Raw genomic sequence first — 23,767 nt, forward strand, 5'->3', positions numbered from 1 at the left:
GGAGCGTCAGGCCGGTGTGGGCGCCTGCTCCGGCAGGACGCCGGCCTGCTTCAGTTCCCGCCAGAAGTCCGCCGGGATCGGCTGCTTCATCAGCGCCACATTCTCCTGCACGCGCGGCGGGTTCTTGGTGCCCGGAATGACCGAGGCGACGACAGGGTGCGCCGCGCAGAACTGAAGCGCCGCCGCCCGCAGGTCCACGCCGTGCCGTTTGGCGATCTCGGCCAGCCGGTCGCGCGCCGCCACCTTGTCCGGCGGAGCTTCCTGGTACTCGAAGTTCCTGCCCCCGGCGATCAGGCCGGAGTTGTAGGGGCCGCCGACCACGACATGGACGCCGCGCTCCTGGCAGCGCGGGAACAGGGTGTCCAGCGCCGGCTGGTTCAAAAGGCTGTAGCGCCCGGCCAGCAGGAAGACGTCGGGATCGGCGCGCTCCAGCGCCATCACGCAGGGCTCCACCCGGTTGACGCCCAGGCCCCAGCCGCGGATGACGCCCTCCTCACGGAGCTTGGTCAGCGCCACGGCGGCGCCCTTCATGGCGGTGTCGAACACCTCCAGCCAGCGGTCGCCGTGGGCGTCCTCGGCGCAGTCGTGGATGTAGGCGATGTCGATGCGCGCCATGCCCAGCCGTTGCAGGCTGTCCTCGATGGACCGGCGCACCCCGTCGGCGGTGTAGTCGTAGTCCACCCGGAAGGGCAGCCCCTTCACGAAGGGACCGTGCCGCCCGCCCTTGCTGGCGTCGGCGCGCAGCAGGCGCCCGACCTTGGTGGACAGGACGAACTCGTCGCGCGGGCGGTTGCGCAGGACATGGCCGAACCGGTGCTCCGAGATGCCGGGGCCGTATTCCGGCGCCGTGTCGAAATAGCGGATGCCGGCGTCCCAGGCGGCGGCCAGGGTGGCCTCCGCCACGTCGTCCGGCACCTCCTCGAACATGTTGCCGAGCGGAGCGCCACCAAACCCGATGGGTCCGGGCGGAGCGAAATGCTTGCTGTCCGGCATGATCGACCTCTCGTTGTTCCGTGCGTGCGCGGGGGTTCCAGGGTGCGCTCTGACGGCGCTTCCCTCGACACCGGCCCTCAACACCGGGAGGGTCCCGGCGTTCCCATTTGCAACCTGCCGACGCCGGCGTGGCAATTTGCAACGCGGATGGGAGCGCGTTGGCATTTTGCAACGGTTGGGAAGCAACAACCGCGCGGCCAACTCGGGAATTTTGCTGGGTGGAACAGCAATTGCGCAGGGATTGGGAGTTGGTATGGAATTTGAGAATGATTTGATCCGGTGCGGGCCACCGACGCCGAACAAAAAATACCCCAGGCAGGACATCCCATCATGACCACCTCCCTTCGCGCCTTCGCCAATTTGCGCACCGCCACCAAGGTCTACACCGGTTTCGGGGTCACGCTGGCCCTGCTGGTCACGTTGGGGGCGGTGTCCTGGACCGGTCTTCGGTCCAGCGACACCGCGCTGCACAGCTACGCGGCCCAATCGGACGTCACGCTGACGCTGGGGGAGGCCGACACCGCGCTGTCCGACGCGCTGGGCGCCGCGGCGGAGTTTCTCGTCTCAGGGACCGACGGCGCGGCCAACCGCTTCCGCGCCACCGCCGCGGACTTCCGCCGGCAATTGGAGAAGGCGGCCCCCGGCATCGGCGACGGCGCCGACCGTCAGGCGGTGGAGGAGATCCGTGGGCTTGAACGGGATTTCCTGACCGGCTTCGACCGTCTGGTTGCCCTGCGCACCGAACGGGACGGCATCGTGGCGGAGGTCGTCAACAAGCTGGGCGCCGACATCCGGCGGACGCTGAGCGATCTGGTGACCGCCGAGCGGCAGACCGGAAATCTGGACCGCACCGTTCAGGCCGCGGGGGTGAGCGAGCAGTTTCTGCTGGTGCGCGTTCTGGTCGCCCGCTTCGTGACCGAGACGAAGCCCGAGGATCTGGCCCGCATCCGCCAGGATCTGGCGGCGGTGGCCGCCGACGTCGAGGGCGAGGCCAAGGGCTGGGCCGACTCCCCCGGCGCCGCGAAGCGCACGGAGGTGCTCGCCAAACTGCCGCGCTACACCGCCGGCATCGAGCGCATCGCCGCCATCGCCGAGGAGATGGGCCGCGTCAACGCCGACACGCTGACCCGCGCCGGTGCCCAGATCAACGGAAAGATCGGCGCGATCCGCCAGCATTCCACCGAGATCCTGAAGGGGCTGGAGATCAGCGCCGCCGCCGCGGTGACCGCCGCCGAACGCCAGGGCGCCGCGGTGACCGCCGCCGCGGTGGCGCTGGGCCTGCTGCTGGCCTGGATGATCTCGCGGGCCATCACCCGCCCGCTCGGCGCCATCACCGGGGCGATGGGCCGGCTGGCCGAAGGCGACCGCACGGTGCAGGTGGACGAGGGGTGGCGAAAGGATGAGATCGGGGCGCTGGCCCGCGCCCTCCAGGTCTTCAAGTCCAACGCCGAGGAGATGGAGCGCATGCGCAAGGCCCAGGAGGAGGCCGAGCGTCAGGCCGCCGAGCAGCGCCGCGCCACGATGATCCGCATGGCCGACACCTTCGAGGCGACCGTCCAGGGCATCGTCGAGGCGGTGGCGAGCGCCGCCGGCGGCATGCACAACGCCGCCAGCACCCTGTCGGGCACCGCGGCGGACGCCAGCGAGCGCTCGCTGCTGGTCGCCTCCGCCTCCGAAGAGGCCTCGGCCAACGTGCAGACCGTCGCCAGCGCGACGGAGGAGCTGTCGGCCTCCATCGCCGAGATCGGCCAGCAGGTGGAGATCTCCACCCGCATCGCCGGTCAGGCGGTGACCGACGCGGAGGGCGCCGACCGCACCATGCGCGCCCTGGTCACCGCCGCCGAGCAGATCGGGCAGGTGGTGGAGATCATCAGCGGCATCGCCGCCCAGACCAACCTGCTGGCGCTGAACGCCACCATCGAGGCGGCGCGGGCCGGCGAGGCCGGCAAGGGCTTCGCCGTGGTGGCGGGCGAGGTCAAGGCGCTGGCCAACCAGACCGCTAAGGCGACCGACGAGATCCAGTCGAAGGTGCAGGAGATCCAGCAGACCACCGGCGGCGCGCAGAAGGCCATCGGCAGCATCGGCCAGACCATCGGCCGGATGAGCGAGATCGCCACCACCATCGCCGCCGCCATCGAGGAGCAGGCCGCAGCGACCCGCGAGATCGCCAGCAGCGTCTCCCAGGCCGCCCAGGGGACCGAGGAGGTGTCGCGCAACATCGCCGGCGTCAGCACGGCGGTGTCGGAAACCGGCAGCGCCGCCAGCCATGTCCACGGCACGTCGGAGGAGCTGGCCGCCGAGGCGGAGCGGCTGCGCAGCGAGGTGCGCAGCTTCATCGCCACCGTCCGGGCGGCCTGATCCGGCAGGAGGGGGAATCGCCGCTTGTTCCGGTTCCCCTCCGCCGGAACGGTGATAGGTTTGAACGGAGGCGCCTGAGGGACGGGCGTCTCGGTTGGGCGCGGAATTGAGCGGCCGGGATGGTCGGTCATGGCGAGAGGGCTTTCCCCAGGGACCGCCTCCGGTTTTGTCCGGCGCTTCGCCGGGCTGGCCGGAGGCTACTGGTCGGGACGGGACCGCTGGCCGGTGCGGCTGCTGGCGGCGGCCCTGCTGGCCCTGACGGTGGCGCAGGTGTCCGTGCCGGTGATGATGAACCTGTGGAGCCAGCGCCTGTTCGACGCGCTGGAGCAGCGGGCGATGGGCCGCCTGCCGGTCATGGCCGCGGCGGCGGGCGGCATCCTGCTGTTCAACATCGCCGTCACCGTGGCGCATCTGTGGGTGAAGCGGCGCCTCCAGTTCGGCTGGCGGGCGTGGCTGACCCGGCGGCTGGTCGGCGACTGGGTGTCGGACGGGCGCGAGCTGGCCCTCCCCTCCCGCCCCGGCGACCACGACAACCCGGACGGGCGCATCGCCGAGGACGTCCGCGTCGTCACCGAACTCGCCGTCGATCTGGGCCATTCGCTGACCTACTGCCTGCTGCTTCTGGTCAGTTTCGCCGGCATCCTGTGGCGGCTGTCCGGCGTGGTGCCTGTCGCCATCGGCGGTGTGAGCCTCGCCCTGCCCGGCCATCTGCTTCTCCTCGCCCTGGCCTTCGCCGCCGCCGGAACCGCCGCCGCCATTGCCGTCGCCCGCCCGCTGGTCCGCGCGGCGGAGCGGCGGCAGGGGCTGGAGGCCGATTTCCGCTTCGGGCTGGCGCGGGTGCGGGAGAACGCCCCGGTCATCGCCCGGCAGCAGGGCGAGGCGGTGGAGCGCGGCCGCATCGCCCTTCTGTTCGGCGGGGTACGCCGCGGCTGGGAGGGGCAGACCGGGGCCCTGGTCCGTGTGATGGCCTTCGGCGCGTCCTACTCGGTGCTGTCCGCGGTCTTTCCCATCCTGGTGGTGGCGCCCCGCTACGCCGCGGGGGCGATCACGCTGGGGGTGATGATGCAGACCGCGCAGGCGTTTCAGCAGGCCGTCGCGGCGCTGTCCTGGCCCATCGACAATCTGGCGACCGCCGCCCAATGGACAGCCTCGGTGGAGCGCGTGCTGGGGTTGAAGCAGGCGCTGGACGGGATCGCCCCCTTGCCCGCGGTCAAGGCGCCCACGCCCGATCTTCGGTCCGATGGCGGCAACACCGCGCGGAAACGATGAGGCGGCCCGGCACTTTCCGTTTGACCTCAACTTAGCTTGAGGTTCTATCCTGCCGCCGCACGCCGAAACCTTGGGAGGGACCGGGCCGAATGCACCGCGAGATACGGCTCCTGCTGCGCCGCTGGAAAATCACTCTGCTGAAGAAACGTGAAAACCGCCGCCGCCTTGCCCTGTTCAGGCCCATTCTGCCCGGCGCCAATTTGAGGGACCGGTTGATCGCCTGCTGCGGGGCGATGATCGGCTTGGCCGCGACGGGCCTGCTCTGCCACAATCTGCTGACCAACCTCACCAGCGCGCCGGCCCTGGTGGCGCCGATGGGGGCGTCGGCGGTCCTGCTGTTCGCGGTGCCGGCAAGCCCGCTCGCCCAGCCCTGGTCGATCATCGGCGGCAACACCCTGTCGGCGCTGGTCGGGGTGATGGTGGCTGCGCTGATCCCCGACCCGATGCTGGCCGGCGGGGTGGCGGTGGCTCTGGCCATCGCGACCATGTCGATGACGCGCTGTCTGCACCCGCCGGGCGGTGCCGCCGCGCTGACTGCGGTGATCGGCGGTCCGGCGATCGCGGCGTCGGGGATGCAGTTCGTGTTCTACCCGGTCGCCGTCAACTCCATCCTGCTGGTGCTGGCGGGCTGGATGTTCCATCGCTTCTCCGGCCATTCCTACCCGCACCGGGCGCCGCCCAAGCCGGCCAACAGCCACGGCACCGCCGATCCGCCGCCCCGGGCGCGCGCCGGCCTGAGCGCCGACGACCTCGACGAGGCGATCCGCGAGCTGGGGGAGGCGCTGGACGTCAACCGCGACGACCTGAGCGCCCTTCTGGAGAAGGCGGAGCTTCACGCCATGGAGCGGATGCATGGCGGGATCATCTGCGGCGACATCATGTCCCGCGACGTGGTGACGGTGAGCGCGGAGGCCCATCCCGAGGTGGCCCGCGCCCGCCTGATCGAGCACAGCTTCCGCACCCTGCCGGTGGTGGACCGGCGCAACGTGGTGGTCGGTCTGGTCGGGCACCAGCATCTGGTCGGGGATGCCGCGACGGTGGCGGCGGTGATGGACCCGCCGGTGACCGCCGGCCCGGAAACCCCGGCCTTCCGCCTGCTCGGCCCGCTGTCGGACGGGGGCACGCACGAGGTCGCCATCGTGGACGGAAGCGGCGGGCTGCTGGGCGTGGTGACCCAGACCGACCTTCTGATGGTCATGGCCCGCACGAACCTGTTGCAATCGTTGGACAGCGCCCGCACCTCGGCCGCGCCGCTGGCCTCGGCGGGCCACTGAACAGCGCCGGGCGTCACGGCTCCGCGAGAAAATTTTCTCGCGGAGCCGGTGTCTCTCACTCCCCTCCCCTGCCCTTCCCGGCATCGAGGATGGCGTCGATGTCGTCGCGGATGGCGCGGAGCGTCTCCCGGTCGATGTCCGCCAAGGCCAAGCCCCGTTCACGGACGCTGGCGACCGTCTGTCGGGCTCCGAACATCGCCTTGGCCAGCGGCTTCGGCAGGGCGCTGCCAGTGGGGACGGCGCCGGAGCGGGGCTTCGCGACCGCGGGCGCCGGCGCGTCTTCCCCATCGGTGGAGCGTCGGGTCATCTCGGTGACCAGCGCGTCCCAGCCGCGCAGCTGTTCGCCCTCCCCTTTCAGCCGCGCGATCTCCACCAGCCGGTAGCGCGCCGGACGGTGCAGCGGGTACTCGTCGCGGATGCGCTGCGGCAGGCGGCTGATGAGGAGCGCGCGGGAAATGTCCACCCGGTCCTTGCCGACGATCCGCCCGACATCCTCCTGCCGGTAGCCGTGGCGTTCCATCAGCCGGGCGTAGGCGTCGCCCTCTTCAAAAGGCGACAGGTCGGCGCGGACGACGTTCTCGATCAGCGCCAGCTCGTCCGACGCGCCGGTCACGGTGACAGCGTAGATGGTCGGATGGCCGAGCGCCCGCACGGCGCGGAAACGCCGCTCCCCGAAGACGAGCTGGAAGCGGCCGTCACCCAGCTGCTGCACGCCGACCGGCTGGGCCAGCCCATGCTGCGCGATGGAGGATTTCAGCGCCTCCATGTCCGCCTCGTCGAAATGCCGGCGCGGCTGGTCGGGGTTGGTGACGATGCGGCCGACGTCGATCTCCACGACGACCGGGCCGCGGCGGTTGAAGCCCTGCCCCTCCTCGCGGGCTTGGCGCTCCGCCGCCGCGGTGGTCAGCACGCCGGTGTTCGTCCGGGCCAGTTTACGCGACATGGGCCATCACCTCCGGCATGCGGGCACGTTCCTGAATCAGCGCGTCGGCGACGGCCTGATAGACCTCGTAGCCCGGCGCGTCCGGCACCGCCTCCAGCGCGGCGCGCCCGGCGGCCACCGCCTGGGCGTAGACGGTCGCCCGCGGGATCGGGCCGAAGACGCGCAGCTTCGCGCCGAACAGCTTGCGGATGTCGTCCAGCGACGCCTGGTCCTGGGTCAGCCGCGCGTTGAACATCGTCGGCAGGATGCCGAGAACGCTGACCCCCGGGTTGGCCCGGCGGCGGATCATGTCCAGGTTCTCCAGCAGGAATTCCACGCCGGCGACGCTCAGCATCTCGGTCTGGCAGGGAATGGCGACGGTGTTGGCGGCGGTCAGCGCATTGCGCGCCAGCATCCCGAAATGCGGCGGGGTGTCGACGAAGATGAAATCGTAGCTCTGCCGCGCCCCGCCATCCAGGCATTCCCGAAGCGCGCAGTCCCCCGACGACTGGCTCTGCAGCTCGGCCTCCGCGTCGCCCAGCCGCATGCCGCTGGGGATCACGTCCAGACCGCTGTCGGTGGTGACGATGTAATCGCCGAGGTCGAACCCCTTCCCCCGCGATTTCAGCGCCTCCACGGACGCCTTCAGCGCGTAGTAGAGGGTTTTCTCCTCACGCTCGCGCTCGATGGAGTTGATGCCGAGATGGATGGTGGCGTTGGCCTGGGGGTCCGCGTCGATCAGCAGAACCTTGAAGTGCCGGGCGAGCAGGGTGGCGGTGTTGACGGTGAAGGCCGTCTTGCCCACGCCGCCCTTGCGGTTGGCCGCGGCACAAATCAGCGCCGGGCCATGCTGCGTCACCGTTCCGATCTTCTCCTGCAGCAGCAGGGAAATGACCGGGGCCGGAATCTTCTCGCTGCCGTTTTCCCAGCGCGAGATCTTCGCCTTGTCGTATTTCCGGCCGAGTTTTTCGTTCAGCCAAGCCGCGAAATCCGGCTGGTTCAGCGTCCGGCCTTCCCGGAACGCCTTGATGTCCTCGCCGCGCATGGTTCATTCCCCTGCCTTGCCCCAAGGCCACTTTTGCGCGGCGCCGGAGTCCGGTCAAGCCGGAATGTTGACTCCGGAGCAGGGGAGGGGAGTCAACATTCGGCGAGAAAATTTTCTCGCGGGCCTTTCCCTCGAGACGGGCCCCCGGCGGGCGGTGCGGCACGGCACCACCCGCCGCTCCGGTCAGCCAGGCTTGTAGGCCGCCTTTGCCTCGGGCATCAGCTTTTGCAGCGCGGCGATGCGGTCCGTCGTGCCCGGGTGGGTTGACATGAAGGTCGGCGGCTCGTTCCCCGCCTGCTTCATGTTCTGCCACAGCTCGATGGCCGCCTGCGGGTCGTAGCCGGCGCGGGCCATCATCAGCAGGCCGGCGCGGTCGGCCGCCAGCTCCTGGTTGCGGGAATAGGGCAGAAGCAGGCCGTACTGCGCGCCGGTGCCCAGCGCCGCGGCGATCATCTCGCTGCCGCCGACCCCGCTCGCCCCAGCCACGGCCCCCAGGATGCTGGTGCCGGCGTCGGTGGCCATCTGGGTGCTCACCCGCTCGGCGGCGTGGCCTTCCAGATTGTGGGCGATCTCGTGGCCGATGACGGCGGCGAGCTGCGCGTCGGTCTTGGCGTATTGGAACAGCCCCTCATAGACGCCGATCTTCTGGCCGGGCAGGGCGAAGGCGTTGGCCTCCTGGCCCTTGAACACGCGCACCTCCCAGCCCGCGGGGTCGAGCGAGGCGGCGCGCAGCAGGCGGGCGGAGATCTGCTCGGCGCGGCGCTGGTAACTGGCGTTGGTGGTGGCCGGGGTCGACTGGATCAGGCGTTGCCAGTCCTGCTGGCCGAGTTCGACGAGCTGCTCCTGCGAGACGAGGTTCAGCCCGAGCCCCGTCGAGTTTCCGGCGCATCCGGCCAGCGCCAGGGACCCGGCCAGCGCCGCGGCAAGGCACATGGGTCGGACGGTCATGGTCGGCATGTCTGTTCCTCCGTTGTGGTTCTGTCCGCCGCATCCTATCCGATGGCGGATGGACTGTGCCGGGGCAATTCGGTGGTCATGATTCTGGTGCGCGGGTTCTGGAAGCCGCAACGTTTTGCGGGGCGGGATGTTGCTTCCCGTCACCGCCGGCACACGGCGGATCGAACCTGGAGATCGACATGCCGATCAAAGCCTTCGCGCTGAACTGCACCCTGAAGCCGTCGGGAAAGCCGTCATCGACGGACGCGATGATCGGCCTGCTCCAGAAGGATCTGGCGGCCCATGGAGTGGAGGTGGGGGCGCCGGTCCGCGTCGCCGACCATGACGTGAAGCCCGGCGTCACCTCGGACGAGGGGCCGGGCGACGCCTGGCCGGACCTGCGCCGCCAGGTGCTGGAGGCGGACATCCTCATCCTCGGCACGCCGATCTGGATGGGCCAGCCCTCCAGCGTGTGCAAGCGGGTGCTGGAGCGCATGGACGCCTTCCTCGGCGAGACGGACGATCAGGGCCGCATGGTGTCCTACGGCAAGGTCGCGCTGGTGGCCGTCGTCGGCAACGAGGACGGCGCCCACCATGTCTCGGCGGAGCTGTTCCAGGCCTTGAACGACGTCGGCTTCACGCTCGCCGCCAACGCCGTCTGCTACTGGGTGGGGGAGGCGATGCAGAAGACCGACTTCCAGGATTTGGACAGGGTGCCGGACAAGGTCGTCTCCACCTCGGCCATGGCCGCGCGCAACGCCGCCCATCTCGCGCGCTTCCTGCAGGAGAAACAGTATCCCGGCGAATGACGCTCACTGCGATTAGACGTCTAATAGCGTCGCGACGCCATCCCCTCCCGGCCGTGCCATTCTGTGGATGTCCGGGAAAAGAGCCTTCTCAACCGCCCGCGCGATTCCATGTATAGTCGGTCTTGTAGGCCGGCGATGCGATGGCGTCGCCGCGGTTGGATGGTGGCAGGAGGAACGGGTGGCGACGCTCAAGGAATTCGAAGAAGCCTTGAAGACGGCGGGCAACACGGAGGCCCTGGAGATCCTGGGCAAGCTGCGCGAGCGCGACAAGGCCCAGCGGTCGATCCGTCCGGCGCGGCGCGTCGTTGGCAAGAAGATGACTCCGGAACTCGCCGCGCAGATCCTGGAGCTTCACCGCACCACCGACATGACCCAGCAGGAGATCGCGTTCCAGCTCGGCGTCAACCAGGGGCGCGTGAACGAAGTCATCAAGCGCGGCAAGTGGCTGAACGACGATCCCAACGCGCCGGAGGCCATCGCCCGCGACAAGGCCAAGGCCCGCGTCAAGGACGGGACGGGCATTGAGCCGCGCCCGTCCCGCCCGAAGAAGAAAAAGGCGGAGAAGCCGGCCGAGGACGCGGCCGTGGAGCCGGTCCAGGAGACCGTGGCGGAGGACTCGCCGCCTGTCGCTGCGCCGCCCGTGGAAACACCGCCCGTGGAGGCGCCAGCCGCGGAGGAACCGGCACAGGCTCCCGAGCCGGTGGAGATGTCTCCGCCTCCTCCCACGCCCGGGCCGGCTCCTCTTGAGCGGGTGGAGATGGCCTTGAACCCGGACGTCCAGGATACGGCCGCCCAGGACCAGTCACCCGAGGACAAGCCGGCTGCGGAGAAGGCGCCCAAAGAGAAGAAGAAAAAGCGCAAGGCGGAGCCGCCGGCGCAGCTTCTCTTCGACGGGCTGTAAGGCGTCCGCTCAGCCGCGGCGGGGCTGCCACCAGCGGGCCAGGAAGCCCAGCCCGGCGAAGCGCACGACGTGGTGCGTGCCGACGAAGGCAGTGTCCAGGCCGAGCACGAAGGCCACGATGGTCATCGCCTCCACCCCGCCCGGCGCGTAGGCGAGCCAGAGCTGGCCGAAGGGAAGCCCGAGCAGCCAAGCCCCCGCCCAGGCGAAGACCGAGGACAGGACGAGCGCCAGCGCCACGCTTTCCAGCGACGGGCGCAGCGCCGCCCGCAGGGACGCCAGCGTGACACCGGCGAAACGCGACCCGATCAGCGCTCCCGTCACCACGAAGCCCGCGTTCAGCAGCCCGTTCGGCAACCGGTGGTCCACGACCCCGCTGCCGTGCAGCACGGCGCTTCCCAGCATGGCGCCCAGCAGCACGCCGCCCGGCACGCGCAGCTTCTGGAACAGCAGGCCGGCCAGGGCGCTGGCGCCGACCAGCAAGGCCAGTTCGGGCAGGGCGCCCGCCGGGTCGGACGGGGCAGGGCGGGGCGGAAGGCCGGGGGTGGACGACACCAGATCCAGCAGCCAGGGCATGGCGGCGACCAGCACGAACAGCCGCAGGCTCTGCGCCAGCGCCACCCGCGGCAGGTCGGCCCGGCTCTCCGCAGCCAGTACCAGCACCGCGCCCAGCGCGCCGGGAACGGCGGCGTAGCGGGCGGTCGCCGGGTCCCAGCGGTGCACCCGCTCCAGCCACGCCGAGCAGGCGTACAGGCAGGCCATCACCGATCCGGCGAGAAGCGCCATGCTGAGCGGCCAGGAGGCCATCTGGTGCAGGGTGTCCGGCGTCACCCCGGCGCCCATGGAAATGCCCAGCAGGACGAAGGCGGCGGTGCCGAGCGGGGAGGGCAGGCGGAGTTTCATCCCGCCGAGCGCCCCGCCGGCCACCGCGGTCATCGCCCCCATCAGCCACGCCGCGGGCAGACCGGCGACGGCGAACAGACCCCCACCCAGTGTGGCCAGAAGGAGGGTCAGGGCGGTGGCGGCGAGTCGCTTCATCATCCGTCGGGTCCGGCTGCGGCAAGGGCCGTGCACTGTGCGTGTCCCCCGCAATCCCGCGCAACCGGTATGGGCGGTCACCTGACAAGCGTGTGCGGCATAGGCCAGCGATTGTTCGGACCGTCCGCCTGCGGCATTGTCGGAACAACCGGCCGCCACGGCGGCCCAGACGACGCGGGAGGGGACCATGCCCACAACAGCCGGAGGACGGACGCCATGAGGTTCGCCGCCAACCTGTCCATGATGTTCACCGAGCGGCCTTTTCTGGAGCGGTTCGGCGCGGCGGCGGCGGCCGGCTTCGACGCGGTGGAGTTCCTCTTCCCCTATGATGTTCCGGCGGAGCGGATCAAGGCGGCGCTGGACGAGCATGGGCTGACCCAGGCGCTGTTCAATCTGCCTCCCGGCGACTGGGCAGCGGGGGAGCGCGGCATCGCCTGCCTGCCGGGACGCGAGGCGGAGTTCCGCGAGGGCGTTGCGGCGGCCATCGCCTACGCCACGGTGCTGGGGAACCGCCTGCTGCACTGCATGGCCGGCATCCCGCCGCAGGGAATGGATCGGGAGGAGGCGCTGGCGGTCTACACCGGCAATCTGCGCCACGCCGCCGCGGCCTGCGCGGAGGCCGGGTTGACTCTGCTGGTCGAGCCGATCAACAACCGCGACATGCCCGGCTATCTGATGAACGGCACCGCGCTGGCCCGCCGGGTGATCGGAGACGTGGGGGCGCCGAACCTGAAGCTCCAGCTCGATCTCTACCATTGCCAGATCAGCGAGGGCGACCTCGCCACCCGCATCCGGGCCAACGCCGATCTCACCGCCCATGTTCAGATCGCCGGCGTGCCCGACCGCCAGGAACCCGACCGCGGCGAGGTGCATTATCCCTATCTGTTCGAGGTTCTGGCCGGCACCGGCTACCGGGGCTTCATCGGCTGCGAGTACCGGCCCCGCGCCCGCACCGAGGACGGGCTGGGCTGGTTCCACGCCGCCAACACGCGGGCCGCGCGCTGACCATGGACCTGCTCGCCCCCCTGTCCAGCATCGCCGCGGTCGTCGTGCCGGTGTTCCTGATCGCCGCCCTCGGCTTCGGCTGGAGCCGCGCCAAGCTGCCTTACGACAGCGCCTTCATCACCACCTTCGCGATCAACGTCTCCACCCCCTGTCTGGTCTTTTCCTCGCTGGCCCGGCTGACGCTGGGCGGGGACGACCTGCTGACCATGGCGGTGGCCTCGGTCGGCAGCATGGCGCTGGCCGGGCTGATGGCGACGCCGATCCTGCTCGCCAGCCGCCTGCCGCTGCGCGTCTATCTGCCGGCGCTCAGTTTTCCCAACGGCGGCAACATGGGCATCCCCGTCTGCCTGTTCGCCTTTGGGGAGACCGGGATGGGGCTGGCGGTGCTGTTCTTCGCGACGCTCGCCGTCCTCCAGTTCACCATCGGCCCGGCCCTGGCGGCGGGGCGCACGGACGCCAGGCAGGTGCTGCGCACCCCGGTGATCTACGCGGTCGCGCTGGCCGTGCTGGTCCTGATGACCGGCTTCCAGCCGCCGCAATGGGTGACCAACACGACGACGCTGCTCGGCAACTGCGCGGTGCCGCTGATGCTGTTCTCGTTGGGGGTGGCCCTGGCTGGGCTGCGGATGCAGGGCATGCTGCGCTCGCTGGCCATGTCGGCGCTGCGCCTGCTGCTCGGCTTCGCCGCCGGGCTGGCGGTGGTGGAGGTGCTGGGCCTGGAGGGCACGATGCGCGGCGTCGTGCTGCTGGAAAGCACCATGCCGGTGGCGGTGTTCAACTATCTCTGGGCGCTGCGCTACAACAATGCGCCGCAGGAGGTCGCCGGAATGGTTCTGGGCTCGACCGCGCTGTCGTTCCTCACGCTGCCGCTGCTGCTGGCCGCGGTGATGTGAAGAGGGGAGGGGGCACTAACGCCCCCTCCCCGGCCCTCCCCCGCTGGGCGGGGGAGGGAGAAACAGTTCCCTCCCCTGCGTTAGCGGGGGAGGGTTAGGGTGGAAGCCTCACGCCGTCGCGGCGTCCGAATGGGTCGCCGCGCGGACCCGGCGGTGGAAGGACGGCGGCACCACGCAGGTCCCGAAGAACATCAGGTAATGCCGCATCTTCGGGTCGCCCGCTCGGGTCGCCTCGGCCAGCAGGCGGCGGACGGCGTTCCAGTCGCCCTCGCGGCGGGCCATGCCGACGACCTTGGTCATCAGGAAGGCGGCGTAGGCGTTGCCGGTCATCAGCGGCCGGTGCGTGCGCGCCCACTCGAAGGCCTGGCGCCAGTCGTCCACCGAATGCAGCGAGGCGCGCCCCTCGTCGATCTCCACGAAGCACAGCGGCTCGTTGACGAAGACCAGCTCCGCGCCGGGCTGATCCAGCGCGCGGAACAGCCAGCCCCAATCCTCGAAATGGCGGTAGTCCGGCATCGGCACGGCAAGCGCCAGCGAGCGCGGCACCATGATCGTCGGGGTGGCGAGATAGCCGGGGCGGGACAGCGGGCTGCGGCGGTCGATCAGGTAGTCGCTGATCGGCTCGCCCGGCTCCGGCCGGCGCTGCGGCCAGACGTAGCGGCGCTCGCCGATGCTGACGCTCGTGCTGCAGGACACGACCGGCAGCGTGGCGCCCGACGCCTTGGCGGCGGCGAGCTGGCGCTCCAGCTTTTCCGGCGCCCAGGCATCGTCGTCGTCCAGGAAGGCGATCCATTCCCCCCGCGCCGCCTGCACGCCGGCGTTGCGCGCCCCCGCGGGGCCGAGCGACGCCGGGTTCTGCACGATTCGCAGGCGGCGGTCCTCCACCGCCTCCAGCGCCGCGACGGTCGCCGGGTCCGGCCCGTCGACGACGACGACGATCTCCAGGTCCTTGAGCGTCTGGGCGCGCACGCTCTCCACGGCGTTCAGCACCAGATGCGGGCGGTTGCGCGTCGGGATGACCGCGCTGACGGTGACGGGCGGGGCTTCCGCCGTCCCGTTCTTCGCTTCACCGCCGTTCATCGCAACGTCCTTCATCGCTTGTACTCCAGATATTGGAAGCCCATCAGGCCGTAGAGATAGCCGCTGCCGACGCAGATCTTCTGGAGACGGCGGATCGGCCAGCTCGTGTCGAAGGCCAGCGCCATCGGCATGAGCGGCAGCGCGGCGAGATTCAGCGCGATGTGCGCGAGCCCCAGCGTGGAGCGCTTCACCAGCGTGCGGCGCTGGCCGTTCAGCTTGGCCTCGGTCAGCGACACGCAGGTGCCCAGGCGGAAGGCGCGGCGCAGGATCCAGCGCGCCGTCATGCGGCTGGCCGGCACATGCTCCTCGATGGTCGCCTCGTCGCACCAGACGATGCGGTGGCCCTGGCGGCGGATCTGCTCGAAGAACAGCACGTCGCTGCCGCCGGACAGGCTCAGCTCCGGGTCGAAGCGCACGCCGCCCTTCAGGATGGAGCGGCGGAACAGCACGTTGCCGGTGGCGCAATAGGCCGGTTCGCTGCCCGTGGGCAAGCGCTGCAGGTCGTGGAAGCGGCCCTTGGTCAGCCAATCGGGCGGGCGCTTCTCGTAGATCGGCAGGACGGGGCCGGCGACCACGGCGGCGCCGGTGCGCTCCATGGCCGTCACCAGCCAGTCCAGCCAGCCGGGGCTCGCCACCTCGTCGTCGTCGATGAAGGCGATCAGGTCGGCGTCCGTGGTCTCGTCCAGGCAGCGGTTGCGGGCGGCCGGGATGCCCGGCACCGGCTCCGCCGCGTAGCGGATGGGGAAGCGCCAGTCCTGCGCCATCTCCCGGCACAGCGGTTCGGCGGAGCGCGCCGGGTCGTTGTCCACCACCAGCACTTCGACGTCCAGCGGGGCGTCGGGGTTGAAGGTCAGCCCTTCCAGCGACAGCAACGTGCGGTGAAGATCCTTCGGCCTGCGGTAGGTGCACACGCAAACCACCAGCTTTTTCGACATGGTGCCTGTTCCTTCCTCACGCCTGTTCATGGTGTTCATGCCGGGGATCGGGTGCGTTTCAGCCGGGCCAGCGCGATCCGCACCTGACCCATCAGGTTGGCGGGGTTGAGCACGGCCAGGGCCAGCAGATAGAGGCTGCCCGCCGGGGCGAGCTGGACGAGCAGCAGGTCGCTTTCCATCGCCGCGATCTTCAGCCCGGCGGCGAAGAGCAGGGCGGCGGTGGTCACCTTCAGAAGATCCTTCACCGGCACCGCCAGCACGCCGGCGCGCGGCATCAGGAGGACTGCGGCCACCACCCAGCCGAGCTGGGCCGCCAGCGAGCCGTAGGCCGCCCCGATCACCCCGAAGCGCGGGATCAGGAACAGGTTGGCGCCGATGTTCAGCACCGCCGTCAGCATGGTCAGCTTCAGGATGTAGCCGGTCTTCTTCGTCAGGTGCAGCGACAGGTCGAAGTGGTAGATGCGCAGGATGCTGATGGAGACCGACAGGGCGACGATCGGCATGATCGCCGCGCCGGTCTCGCGGTACGCCTCGCCGAGCAGGAGCCCGACGATGCCCTGGGCGGAGATCACCTCCATCAGAACCAGGGGCAGGCAGACGAGCAGCAGGATCGTCAGGTTCTGCGCCATGATCGGGCGCGCGGCGCGCGGGCCGGCGCTGTCGAAGGCGCGCGACGCCATCGGCAGCGTGACCAGCGAGGCCGCCGAGGCCACCAGCATGATCGGCTGCTTAGCGAGGTCGAAGGCCATGGCGTAGGCGCCGGCCGCCGCCTCGCCGATGAACCAGTAGATCAGGAAGCGGTCGGCGAAATCGAGCGCCCAGCCGACCATCAGGCTCAGCATCAGCGGACCGCCGAAGGTCAGCAGCAGGCCGACCCGCTCCCGCGCCGGCCAGCGCAGCGAGATGCCCTTCAGGTCGGAGCGCAGCCAGATCGCCGTGACCAGCAGGAAGCCGATGCTGGTGCCGAGCAGCAGCCCCTCCTCCTTCCAGCCGATCAGCACGAAGGCGGAGCCGAGCGCCAGCCCGAACAGCGCCTTGGCGAAGGACTTCGCGGCGAAGACCGAGCCTTTCAGACGCGCCCGAGACATCTGGATCGACAGGTCGAACCAGGAGATCAGGATCGCGATGACCGGAAGATACAGCACATAGTCGATGCCGTTCATGCCCGGATAGAAGGCGACCACCGCGCCCAGGATGGCGAGCACCCCGCAGGCCACCACCAGGAAGGCGGTGACCACGGTGGAGAGCCAGGCGTCCCGCTCCGCCGCGTCGCCGCCGCATTTGCGCAGGACGAACAGGCCCATCCAGGAGAAGCCGCAGGCGTTGATCGCCGCCGCCGCCGCCATCACCAGGGCGTAATGGCCGTAGGCCTCCGGCGTGACGATGCGCGAGAAGACCGCGACCGCCGCGAAGCCCAGGATGCCGACGGCGATCCGGGTCGCGAAGAAGGCGAAGCCGCTCGACATCATGACCGCGACTCCGCCACCGGGATGCCGTTCTGCAGCTTGGGCCGCCGTCCCGCCGCCGGACGCGGGGTCAGGGCGTGGGCGTGGACCGTCTTGGCCAGCCGCGTCTGGAAGGCGGTGAAGAGGAACCACAGCAGGCCGTTCTGGATCAGCAGGCTGCTTTCCGCGACGTTGCCGAGCAGGAGCATCATGGCGAAGACGATGTGCCAGCGCGCTGCGCCGCTGCGGTCGACCGGAACGATCCGGGCGATGCGCGACAGGTAGATCACATAGGCCACCAGGAAGAGGCCGAGGCCGAGCAGGCCGACGTCCAGCGTTGTCTGGATGAAGCCGTTGTGGGCGTGGATGTCGAAGCGGCCCGAGGTGCGCCAGAACAGCGCGCCCGGCGCGTCCAGACCCGACCAGAAGGCGCTGAAGCCGTAGCCCAGCACCGGCTGCTGCTCGATCATCCGGATCGCGAAGTCCCAGATCAGCGTGCGCCCGGTCAGCGTGATGTCGCGGCCGAGCAGCGCGGTGATGCTTTCCAGGTTCAGCAGCGCGAAGATGGCGGCCAGCATGATGACCATGGTGCCGCCGTACAGCTCCAGCGCCAGCGACCCGGCGTCCTGCCGGTGGGTGACCAGCATCACCAGGGTCATGCCCGCCGTGGCGACGATCAGCGCCGTGGCGGAGCCGGACATGGCGAGACAGCCGGCCATGATGGCGAAGGTGCCAAGCCGCCAGACCAGCGCCATGGTGTCGGTCACCGGGCGGGAGCGCAGGACGAACAGCCCGGCGGTCAGGCCGAAGGCCATGGCGTCGCCCAGGCCGTTCTTGTGGGAGAAGACGCCGCGCCACTGCGACCCCTGCTCCGCCGGCATCAGGCCGTAGCTCGGCAGGCCGACCGCCAGAAGCGCGCTCAGCACCGCCAGCACGAAGACCGCGCGGTGGATCATCCGCGCCAGCGCGACCTCCCCGTAGGACAGGCCGACATAGAGGCCGAAGATCGTCGTGCCGACCAGGGCCACGCTGCGGCGGATGGTCAGCGACGGGTCATGCGACCATTGGCTGGACGCGATGGCCAGCACGACCATGAGGGCCATGGGAATGCTGAGATAGCGGAAGGCCCGCACGCCGTGGAGCATCACGATCCGCAGCAGGGCCGTGGCATAGAGAGCGGCGAAGATGAGCTGCTTGATGGTGTCGCCGGAGGATTCCGGCGCGCCGCCCGCGCGCAGGATGAAGCGCTGCGAGGGCGCGGACATCATCACCGACAGCAGCGCGTCCCACAGCAGGATCAGGCCGATGGCGCACACCACCTGATCGAACAGGCTGGGCGTGAGATCGGCGGCGCTGCGCAGGAGCGGCGTCCGTGGCCGGACGGGCGGCGCGTCGGCAGCGGGCGCCGCCGCCAGAGCGGCTCGGTTTCGCGGAAATGGCGTTGCACTCATCCTGTTCCCCCGATGAACCCCCGGGTCAACTCCTGCCCGGGGGTACGGAAACGCCCGGCCGCCGGGGCGCCGGGCGTTCCGCCGTCACGTCATGGTCAGCGCGTGTAGTAGCGGCGCGCCTCGTTCATGCCGTAGGCCTCTTCCGACGCGTCGGTGCGGGCCAGCTTCTTCAGGTCGACCCGGCTCAGCACGACGCTGGTCACGTCGCGGCCCAGCTCGGTCAGCCGGTCGATGGCCCGCTGGACGACGGCGCGCGGCGTCTGCTCCCAGCGCACCACGAACAGGCATTCCGTCGCCGACCGGGTCAGCACGCCCGCGTCCGCCACGACCGCCATCGGCGGGGTGTCGAGGATGACGCAGTCGTATTCGAGCGAGGCGAACTTGATGATGCTCGCCAGCTTCTCCGAGCCCAGAAGCTCCTGCGGGTGGTCGCAATGCGGGCGGCCGACGACGTAGTGCAGTCCGCTGCGGCCATCCACCTGGACCACGTCCTGCCATTCCGCCTTGCCGACGATCAGGTCGCTCAGGTCGCCCGGGGCGTTGTCGCCCAGCACGTTCCCGATGCGCGGGCAGCGCAGGTCGCATTCCAGCAGCAGGACCCGCCGGCCGGACGCCGCCAGCATGCGCGCCAGGGTCAGGCAGACGGTGGTCTTGCCCTCGCCGGGAACGGCGGAGGTGACCATCACCACGGAGCCGGTGTTCAGGGCGCCGCGGGCGTAGAGCGACACGCCGATGGCGCGCACCGCCTCGCTGTACTCCGACCGCGGACGGTCGAGCACATAGTCTTCCGGCTTGGCGTTCCTGTGATGCGGCAGGGACGGCACCAGCCCGATGGCCGGCACGCCGATCGTCTCCTCCACATGCTGGGTGTTGCGGAAGGTCTTGTTCAGATGGTCGCGCAGGAAGGCCAGGAACATGCCGATCAGCAGGCCCACGGCCAGACCGCCGCCGACGAACAGCTTCTTGCCCGGCGTGGACGGCTCCAGCGGCGGCTCCGCCTTGGACACGACGCGGGCGTCGCGCTGCTGAAGGTCGTCCTGCTCGCGCGTTTCGACGAGACGCTGGAGCAGCCCTTCATAGACGCGGCGGTTGGCGTCGGCCTCGCGCTGAAGCTGGGCCAGACGGACGTTGGCTCCCAACTCGCCAGCGGTCTCGGCGGTCAGCTTCTTCAACGCGGCCTCAAGCTCGCGCTCGCGGGCGCGGGCGATCTCGACCTCGTTGTTGATGACCGCCATGATCTTGGTGGCTTCCTCGCGCATCTTCTGGCGCAGGTTCGTCAACTGGTTGACGTAGGCCTGCACCGCCGGATGCTGGTCGCCGTAGCGGGTGCGGTATTCGGCGAGCCGCCGGGCGATGCCCGACTCCTCTTCACCCAACCGCTGGATCAGCGGCGAGCCGAGCACCTCGGCCGCGTTGCCCTCGGTCGGGCTGCGCGCGACGATCCGGGCGTTCTGGGCCCGCGCCTCGGCCCGGCCGCGCTCCGTCTGGGCGACGACCAGGGCGCGGTTCAACTCGGCCAGCTGCTGCGACAGGAAGGTCTCGCCGCCGGTGCCGCCGAGCACGAGGCCCTGCTGCGCGCGGTAGTCCTGCACCGCCTTGTCCGACACCTCGACCTGGGCGCGCAGCTCGTTGATGCGGTCCTCCAGCCACTTGTTGGCCTGCTGGGTGACCTCCTGCTTGGTCTGGAGCTGGTCGAGCAGATACTCGTCGACGAAGGCGTTGGCGATGCGCGCCGCCTTCTCCGCCTCCTTCGCCTTGAAGGAGACGACGATGGTGTAGGACTGGGCGTCGCTGGTCGCCGAGAGGCCGCGGCGCACGTCGGCGATGACCGCGGCGCGCTCCTTCTCCGGCGAGGTCGGCTCCTTGACGCCGATGCCGGCGGAATTCAGATAGCCGGTGATCTGCTGGCGCAGCGGCGACAGGTCGTAGCCGACGGTGTCGTTGATCCCGGCGATGGCGCGGTCGATGGCCGAAGGCCGCTCGATGGCGCCGTTGAACTCCGGGTCGTGGACCAGCCCCAACCGGTCCACCACCTTGGCGGCGGTGGCGGTCGAGGTGATCATGTCGATTTCAGTCCGGATCGCCGCCGCCTCGCGCGGCAGGTTGGAGATCACGGCGTTGATGTCCGTGACCTCCGTCGTGCGCGGGTCGATGATGAGCACGGCCTGGCTGGTGAACCGCGGCTCATAGAGCAGGGCACCGGTGGTGGCCAGCGCGGTGCAGCACAGGACGCTGGCGATGATCGTGCTCCGGCGCCGGCGCAGCACCTGGAGGAGGTCGCGGAGCGCGACCTCCCGGGTGCTGGCTTCGGACCCCAGGGCTCCGTCTACATGAGTGTACGCGGCCATCCCATTCTCCTGAGGATCGGTCTGTGAGGGTCCAGGCCGGCGGTCAGCCCTTCACGATCTTCTCGTCGACGATGCCCGCCTTGCCGAAGGCGTTGCGGGTGTCGACGATCAGCGGCAGCCCGTCCAGGAAGGCCTTCAGGTCGAAGGAGTCGTGGTCGGTGCACAGGATCGCGGCGTCGAAGGCACCGTCCCGGATCTCCTCCAGCGCAACCGACGGCGTGCCGGCCATGCGGGCCAGACGGCGCGTCTCCGGAAGCTCCGGCACATGCGGGTCGTAGTAGAAGACCTCGCAGCCGCGGTCCTGCAGAAGATCGATGATCTTCAGCGCCGGGCTCTCGCGCATGTCCTCGATGTTCTTCTTGTAGGCGACGCCCAGCACCAGGATGCGCGACCCGCGCAGCGCGCGGCCCAGCTTGGAGTCCATGGCCTGCGACAGCCGCTCCACCACGTAATGCGGCATGCGGGTGTTGATCTCGCCGGCCAGCTCGATGAAGCGGGTGGCGACGTCGAACTCGCGGGCCTTCCAGGTCAGGTAGAAGGGATCGATCGGGATGCAGTGACCGCCCAGGCCGGGGCCGGGGTAGAAGGGCATGTAGCCGAAGGGCTTGGTCTTGGCGCCCTCGATCACTTCCCAGACGTCGATGCCCATCGCGTCGTAGACGACCTTCAGCTCGTTGACGAGCGCGATGTTGACGCAGCGGAAGATGTTCTCGGTCAGCTTCACCGCCTCGGCCGCTTCCAGCGACGAGACCGGAATCACGCGCTCCAGAGCGCGGCCGTACATCGAGCAGGCGATGCGCAGCGCGTTGGGGTCCTCGCCGCCGACGATCTTCGGGATGCGGGCGGTGGTGAAGGTCTCGTTGCCCGGGTCCTCGCGCTCCGGCGAGAAGGCCAGCAGGAAGTCCGTGCCGCTGACGAGGCCGGTCTTCTCCAGGATGGGGCGCACCACCTCGCGCGTCGTGCCGGGGTAGGTGGTCGATTCGAGGACGATCAGCTGGCCGGGGCGCAGCACCTGGGCGATCTGCCGGGTGGTGACCTCGATGCAGCTCATGTCCGGTTCACGGTTGCGCGTCAGCGGCGTCGGCACGCAGATGACGATGGCGTCCATGTCGGCCAGCGACTGGAAGTTCGCCGTGGCCGTGAAGCGGCCCTCCTCCAGCATCCCGCGGACCTCGTCGGTCGACACGGTGCCGATGTAGGAGGTGCCGCCGTTCAGGCTGGCGACCTTTTCCGGATCGATGTCGAAGCCCGTCACCGAGAAGCCGGCCCGCGCGAACAGCCGCGCCAGAGGCAGGCCGACATAGCCCAGGCCGATGACGCCGACGCTGGCGGTGCCCGCCGCGATCTTCGACTCCAGCGCCGCCAGGGCTTCCGGAATGCCGGACGTGCCGACCGAACCCCCGCTCACCAACAGGTCGGCAAACTCATTGCTCGACATAAGACGTCTCCTTTTCCGACTCTCTTGTTCGTAGAGGTTTCACCGTTATTCGCGCTGTATTACAGAGATCAAATTTACCGACACAAAACCGAAGCCAAGGTCCGGTTCTGACATCGGGCCTTGGCTTTTGCTGTTCATAAGACTGATCGATCGGCGTTTCCTCTCACCGAATACATTAGGCTGCTTTGTCTAAGCACCCAGCAATCGTGATAGAAAAAGTGGCAGCCGTAAACGTCGTAAAAGGCCGAACTACCGTCAGTTGACCGGGTGACCTTTCTTGTGAGACTTTCGGGATGACCATCCCGAAAGGTGCTTTATTAACCCCTTTTGAGTAACCACGGGCAGAATAGACGAAAGGAGCCGGACCGGCGCGTCAGCGGCCGGACGGCTCCTTCGCACCGCGGTCATCCCTGGACGGCGACTCCCTCCGGTTGCAGCCCGGCCGTCTCGGGCAGCGTGTTGTGCATCAGGAAGCTGGCGTCGCCGTCGCCCATGGTCAGCAGCCAGTTGCGGCGGTCGGCGAACGTGTCGCGGTCGATGCCGGCGTCCGGCCCGGCGTGCGCCATCACCCGCACCGGGAAGCCCACGCGGTCGGGCACCTTCATCATGCCCATGGCGAGGAAGGTCCGCTCCGCCCGCGTGTTCAGCGTCCGGCAGATCAGCGCGGTCGCGCGCTCCGTCGCGGCGATGCGCAGCGTGTGGCTCAGCAGGACCCACAGCCATTTCGGCTCGCACAGGTAATCCACGATGGCGAGGCAGGGCTCCTTGCGCCAGGTCTCGCGGCGCAGGACCACGTAGCCCAGCGGCTCGTCCCCGCGCGTCAGCATGAAGCGGCGGTAGTCCGAGGCGCAGGGAATCGCGTCGTAGCGCCAGCGCAGATGCGTCAGGTCGCGCAACGCGATCAGCGGGTAATGCGGGGAGGAGCGCCGCCAGATGGCGTCGGCCCGCCCGTCGAACCGCCCGATCTCCTCGAACCGCGCGCCGGTCGCCCGGCTCAGCAGGTGGCCGCCGATCCGCGCGCCGTGCAGGGCCGGGCCGGCGATCGCCCCGATGGTCCGCATGCGGCCCTGCAGCGACGACGCCTCCACGCAGCGCCGCGTGTCCAGCGGGAAGACGTAGGCGGGCAGGGCGCCGATGTCGATCCAGCCCGCCTTGCTGTAGGCCTTGTAGGCGGAGTCCGAGATGTGGATGGCCATCGCCAGGGGACGGCTGTCGAGCTGCGCTTCCGCCAGGGGCGTGAAGGCGCCGCGCATCCGCCATTCCGGCAGGACCATCAGGCTGTTGGCCCAGGAGGCCGGGATCTCCCGGTCCTGCGCCTTCAGGCGGAAGGGAATCCCGCATTGCTGGCCGACGATCTGCCCCTGCCGCTTGCACACCCAGACTTGCGGCCCGTCCGCGTCCCGGTCGGGCACCTCGTCGAAGAGCCAGCGGTTGTAGGCCTCGTCCACCTGCCAGACCCGTTCCCCGAACATCTTGCGCTGGAAGCCGCGCAGCTCCCCCTTGTCGGAAGCGTCGAAACGGAAAACGGTTTTCTTCAGCCGGTCGGTGATCGACTGACCGACGGTGCTGCTGCTGGTGCTCACATGCCCCCCCTTGTTCGAACGCGCCGTCCCTTGCCCGGCCCGCGGCT

General features: G+C 69.7%; 18 protein-coding genes and 1 pseudogene. 7 read left to right on the forward strand and 12 right to left on the reverse strand.

Features of this window, described 5'->3' with window-relative positions:
• Positions 1–6: 6 nt before the first annotated feature.
• On the reverse strand, positions 7–993 hold the full coding sequence (locus tag ABVN73_RS21085) for an aldo/keto reductase (protein ID WP_353861164.1): 987 nt from the start codon (positions 991–993) through the stop codon (positions 7–9).
• 330 nt (positions 994–1,323) lie between these two features.
• On the opposite strand from ABVN73_RS21085, the gene ABVN73_RS21090 reads away from it, so the two are divergent.
• The 3 genes from ABVN73_RS21090 to ABVN73_RS21100 all read left to right on the forward strand — a co-directional run bounded on the left by ABVN73_RS21090 (position 1,324) and on the right by ABVN73_RS21100 (position 5,894).
• On the forward strand, positions 1,324–3,351 hold the full coding sequence (locus ABVN73_RS21090; RefSeq protein ID WP_353861165.1) for a HAMP domain-containing methyl-accepting chemotaxis protein: 2,028 nt from the start codon (positions 1,324–1,326) through the stop codon (positions 3,349–3,351).
• A 129-nt stretch (positions 3,352–3,480) separates the two neighbouring features.
• Positions 3,481–4,620 carry an SbmA/BacA-like family transporter gene (locus tag ABVN73_RS21095; protein WP_353861166.1) on the forward strand — a complete coding sequence of 380 codons (1,140 nt, stop codon included), beginning with the start codon at positions 3,481–3,483 and terminating at the stop codon, positions 4,618–4,620.
• An 89-nt stretch (positions 4,621–4,709) separates the two neighbouring features.
• The gene (locus ABVN73_RS21100; protein ID WP_353861167.1) at positions 4,710–5,894 is read left to right on the forward strand and encodes an HPP family protein; all 1,185 of its coding nucleotides are present in this window, start codon (positions 4,710–4,712) and stop codon (positions 5,892–5,894) included.
• Positions 5,895–5,949: 55 nt separating this feature from the next.
• Here the strand turns inward: ABVN73_RS21100 and ABVN73_RS21105 are convergent, their stop codons facing one another.
• The 3 genes from ABVN73_RS21105 to ABVN73_RS21115 form a co-directional block, all read right to left on the reverse strand.
• Entirely contained in the window at positions 5,950–6,837 is an 888-nt protein-coding gene (locus tag ABVN73_RS21105; RefSeq protein ID WP_353861168.1) for a ParB/RepB/Spo0J family partition protein, read from the reverse strand.
• Positions 6,827–7,861 (reverse strand): AAA family ATPase, encoded by a 1,035-nt coding sequence (locus ABVN73_RS21110; protein WP_353861169.1) that lies wholly within the window; start codon positions 7,859–7,861, stop codon positions 6,827–6,829. Before ABVN73_RS21110 ends, ABVN73_RS21105 begins: the two co-directional genes overlap by 11 nt.
• 183 nt (positions 7,862–8,044) lie before the next feature.
• Complete coding sequence (locus ABVN73_RS21115; RefSeq protein WP_353861170.1) at positions 8,045–8,818, reverse strand: M48 family metallopeptidase; 774 nt, start codon at positions 8,816–8,818, stop codon at positions 8,045–8,047.
• 179 nt (positions 8,819–8,997) lie between these two features.
• On the opposite strand from ABVN73_RS21115, the gene ABVN73_RS21120 reads away from it, so the two are divergent.
• Positions 8,998–9,606, forward strand: coding sequence for a flavodoxin family protein (locus ABVN73_RS21120; RefSeq protein ID WP_353861171.1), 609 nt, complete (start codon positions 8,998–9,000; stop codon positions 9,604–9,606).
• A gap of 178 nt (positions 9,607–9,784) precedes the next feature.
• A pseudogene (locus tag ABVN73_RS21125) lies at positions 9,785–10,114 on the forward strand (sigma factor-like helix-turn-helix DNA-binding protein); the annotation flags it as partial.
• A gap of 402 nt (positions 10,115–10,516) precedes the next feature.
• Here ABVN73_RS21125 and ABVN73_RS21130 read toward each other — a convergent pair.
• Complete coding sequence (locus ABVN73_RS21130) at positions 10,517–11,545, reverse strand: AbrB family transcriptional regulator (protein WP_353861172.1); 1,029 nt, start codon at positions 11,543–11,545, stop codon at positions 10,517–10,519.
• A 213-nt stretch (positions 11,546–11,758) separates the two neighbouring features.
• Between ABVN73_RS21130 and otnI the strand changes: the two genes are divergently transcribed.
• Together otnI and ABVN73_RS21140 are read left to right on the forward strand one after the other, a co-directional pair.
• Complete coding sequence (gene otnI / locus ABVN73_RS21135; protein WP_353861173.1) at positions 11,759–12,547, forward strand: 2-oxo-tetronate isomerase; 789 nt, start codon at positions 11,759–11,761, stop codon at positions 12,545–12,547.
• 2 nt (positions 12,548–12,549) lie between these two features.
• Positions 12,550–13,440, forward strand: a complete 891-nt coding sequence (locus ABVN73_RS21140; protein WP_353861174.1) for an AEC family transporter — start codon at positions 12,550–12,552, stop codon at positions 13,438–13,440.
• Positions 13,441–13,548: 108 nt separating this feature from the next.
• Here ABVN73_RS21140 and ABVN73_RS21145 read toward each other — a convergent pair whose 3' ends face one another.
• The 7 genes from ABVN73_RS21145 to ABVN73_RS21175 all read right to left on the reverse strand — a co-directional run bounded on the left by ABVN73_RS21145 (position 13,549) and on the right by ABVN73_RS21175 (position 23,720).
• Positions 13,549–14,535 (reverse strand): glycosyltransferase family 2 protein, encoded by a 987-nt coding sequence (locus ABVN73_RS21145; RefSeq protein ID WP_353861175.1) that lies wholly within the window; start codon positions 14,533–14,535, stop codon positions 13,549–13,551.
• Positions 14,532–15,455, reverse strand: coding sequence for a glycosyltransferase family 2 protein (locus tag ABVN73_RS21150; RefSeq protein WP_353861176.1), 924 nt, complete (start codon positions 15,453–15,455; stop codon positions 14,532–14,534). The genes ABVN73_RS21145 and ABVN73_RS21150 overlap by 4 nt, the downstream gene beginning before the upstream one ends.
• A gap of 35 nt (positions 15,456–15,490) precedes the next feature.
• Positions 15,491–16,924, reverse strand: coding sequence for an oligosaccharide flippase family protein (locus ABVN73_RS21155; RefSeq protein ID WP_353861177.1), 1,434 nt, complete (start codon positions 16,922–16,924; stop codon positions 15,491–15,493).
• Entirely contained in the window at positions 16,921–18,351 is a 1,431-nt protein-coding gene (locus ABVN73_RS21160; protein ID WP_353861178.1) for an O-antigen ligase family protein, read from the reverse strand. The genes ABVN73_RS21155 and ABVN73_RS21160 overlap by 4 nt, the downstream gene beginning before the upstream one ends.
• Positions 18,352–18,446: 95 nt before the next feature.
• Entirely contained in the window at positions 18,447–20,699 is a 2,253-nt protein-coding gene (locus ABVN73_RS21165) for a polysaccharide biosynthesis tyrosine autokinase (RefSeq protein WP_353861179.1), read from the reverse strand.
• Positions 20,700–20,742: 43 nt separating this feature from the next.
• The gene (locus ABVN73_RS21170) at positions 20,743–22,137 is read right to left on the reverse strand and encodes a nucleotide sugar dehydrogenase (protein WP_353861180.1); all 1,395 of its coding nucleotides are present in this window, start codon (positions 22,135–22,137) and stop codon (positions 20,743–20,745) included.
• Positions 22,138–22,541: 404 nt separating this feature from the next.
• Complete coding sequence (locus tag ABVN73_RS21175) at positions 22,542–23,720, reverse strand: GNAT family N-acetyltransferase (protein ID WP_353861181.1); 1,179 nt, start codon at positions 23,718–23,720, stop codon at positions 22,542–22,544.
• Between the last annotated feature and the right edge of the window lie 47 nt (positions 23,721–23,767).

This window comes from Azospirillum formosense, assembly GCF_040500525.1.
GTDB classification, from domain to species: Bacteria; Pseudomonadota; Alphaproteobacteria; order Azospirillales; family Azospirillaceae; genus Azospirillum; species Azospirillum formosense_A.

Excerpts from the sequence above, each read along its gene's own strand:
- ABVN73_RS21095 (WP_353861166.1), top strand. The coding sequence starts at position 3,481 with ATGGCGAGAGGGCTTTCCCCAGGGACCGCCTCCGGTTTTGTCCGGCGC.
- ABVN73_RS21120 (WP_353861171.1), top strand. The coding sequence starts at position 8,998 with ATGCCGATCAAAGCCTTCGCGCTGAACTGCACCCTGAAGCCGTCGGGA.
- ABVN73_RS21140 (WP_353861174.1), top strand. The coding sequence starts at position 12,550 with ATGGACCTGCTCGCCCCCCTGTCCAGCATCGCCGCGGTCGTCGTGCCG.
- ABVN73_RS21115 (WP_353861170.1), bottom strand. The coding sequence starts at position 8,818 with ATGCCGACCATGACCGTCCGACCCATGTGCCTTGCCGCGGCGCTGGCC.
- ABVN73_RS21145 (WP_353861175.1), bottom strand. The coding sequence starts at position 14,535 with ATGAAGGACGTTGCGATGAACGGCGGTGAAGCGAAGAACGGGACGGCG.
- ABVN73_RS21105 (WP_353861168.1), bottom strand. The coding sequence starts at position 6,837 with ATGTCGCGTAAACTGGCCCGGACGAACACCGGCGTGCTGACCACCGCG.
- otnI (WP_353861173.1), top strand. The coding sequence starts at position 11,759 with ATGAGGTTCGCCGCCAACCTGTCCATGATGTTCACCGAGCGGCCTTTT.
- ABVN73_RS21130 (WP_353861172.1), bottom strand. The coding sequence starts at position 11,545 with ATGATGAAGCGACTCGCCGCCACCGCCCTGACCCTCCTTCTGGCCACA.
- ABVN73_RS21160 (WP_353861178.1), bottom strand. The coding sequence starts at position 18,351 with ATGAGTGCAACGCCATTTCCGCGAAACCGAGCCGCTCTGGCGGCGGCG.
- ABVN73_RS21170 (WP_353861180.1), bottom strand. The coding sequence starts at position 22,137 with ATGTCGAGCAATGAGTTTGCCGACCTGTTGGTGAGCGGGGGTTCGGTC.
- ABVN73_RS21085 (WP_353861164.1), bottom strand. The coding sequence starts at position 993 with ATGCCGGACAGCAAGCATTTCGCTCCGCCCGGACCCATCGGGTTTGGT.
- ABVN73_RS21165 (WP_353861179.1), bottom strand. The coding sequence starts at position 20,699 with ATGGCCGCGTACACTCATGTAGACGGAGCCCTGGGGTCCGAAGCCAGC.
- ABVN73_RS21150 (WP_353861176.1), bottom strand. The coding sequence starts at position 15,455 with ATGTCGAAAAAGCTGGTGGTTTGCGTGTGCACCTACCGCAGGCCGAAG.
- ABVN73_RS21090 (WP_353861165.1), top strand. The coding sequence starts at position 1,324 with ATGACCACCTCCCTTCGCGCCTTCGCCAATTTGCGCACCGCCACCAAG.
- ABVN73_RS21100 (WP_353861167.1), top strand. The coding sequence starts at position 4,710 with ATGCACCGCGAGATACGGCTCCTGCTGCGCCGCTGGAAAATCACTCTG.
- ABVN73_RS21155 (WP_353861177.1), bottom strand. The coding sequence starts at position 16,924 with ATGATGTCGAGCGGCTTCGCCTTCTTCGCGACCCGGATCGCCGTCGGC.
- ABVN73_RS21110 (WP_353861169.1), bottom strand. The coding sequence starts at position 7,861 with ATGCGCGGCGAGGACATCAAGGCGTTCCGGGAAGGCCGGACGCTGAAC.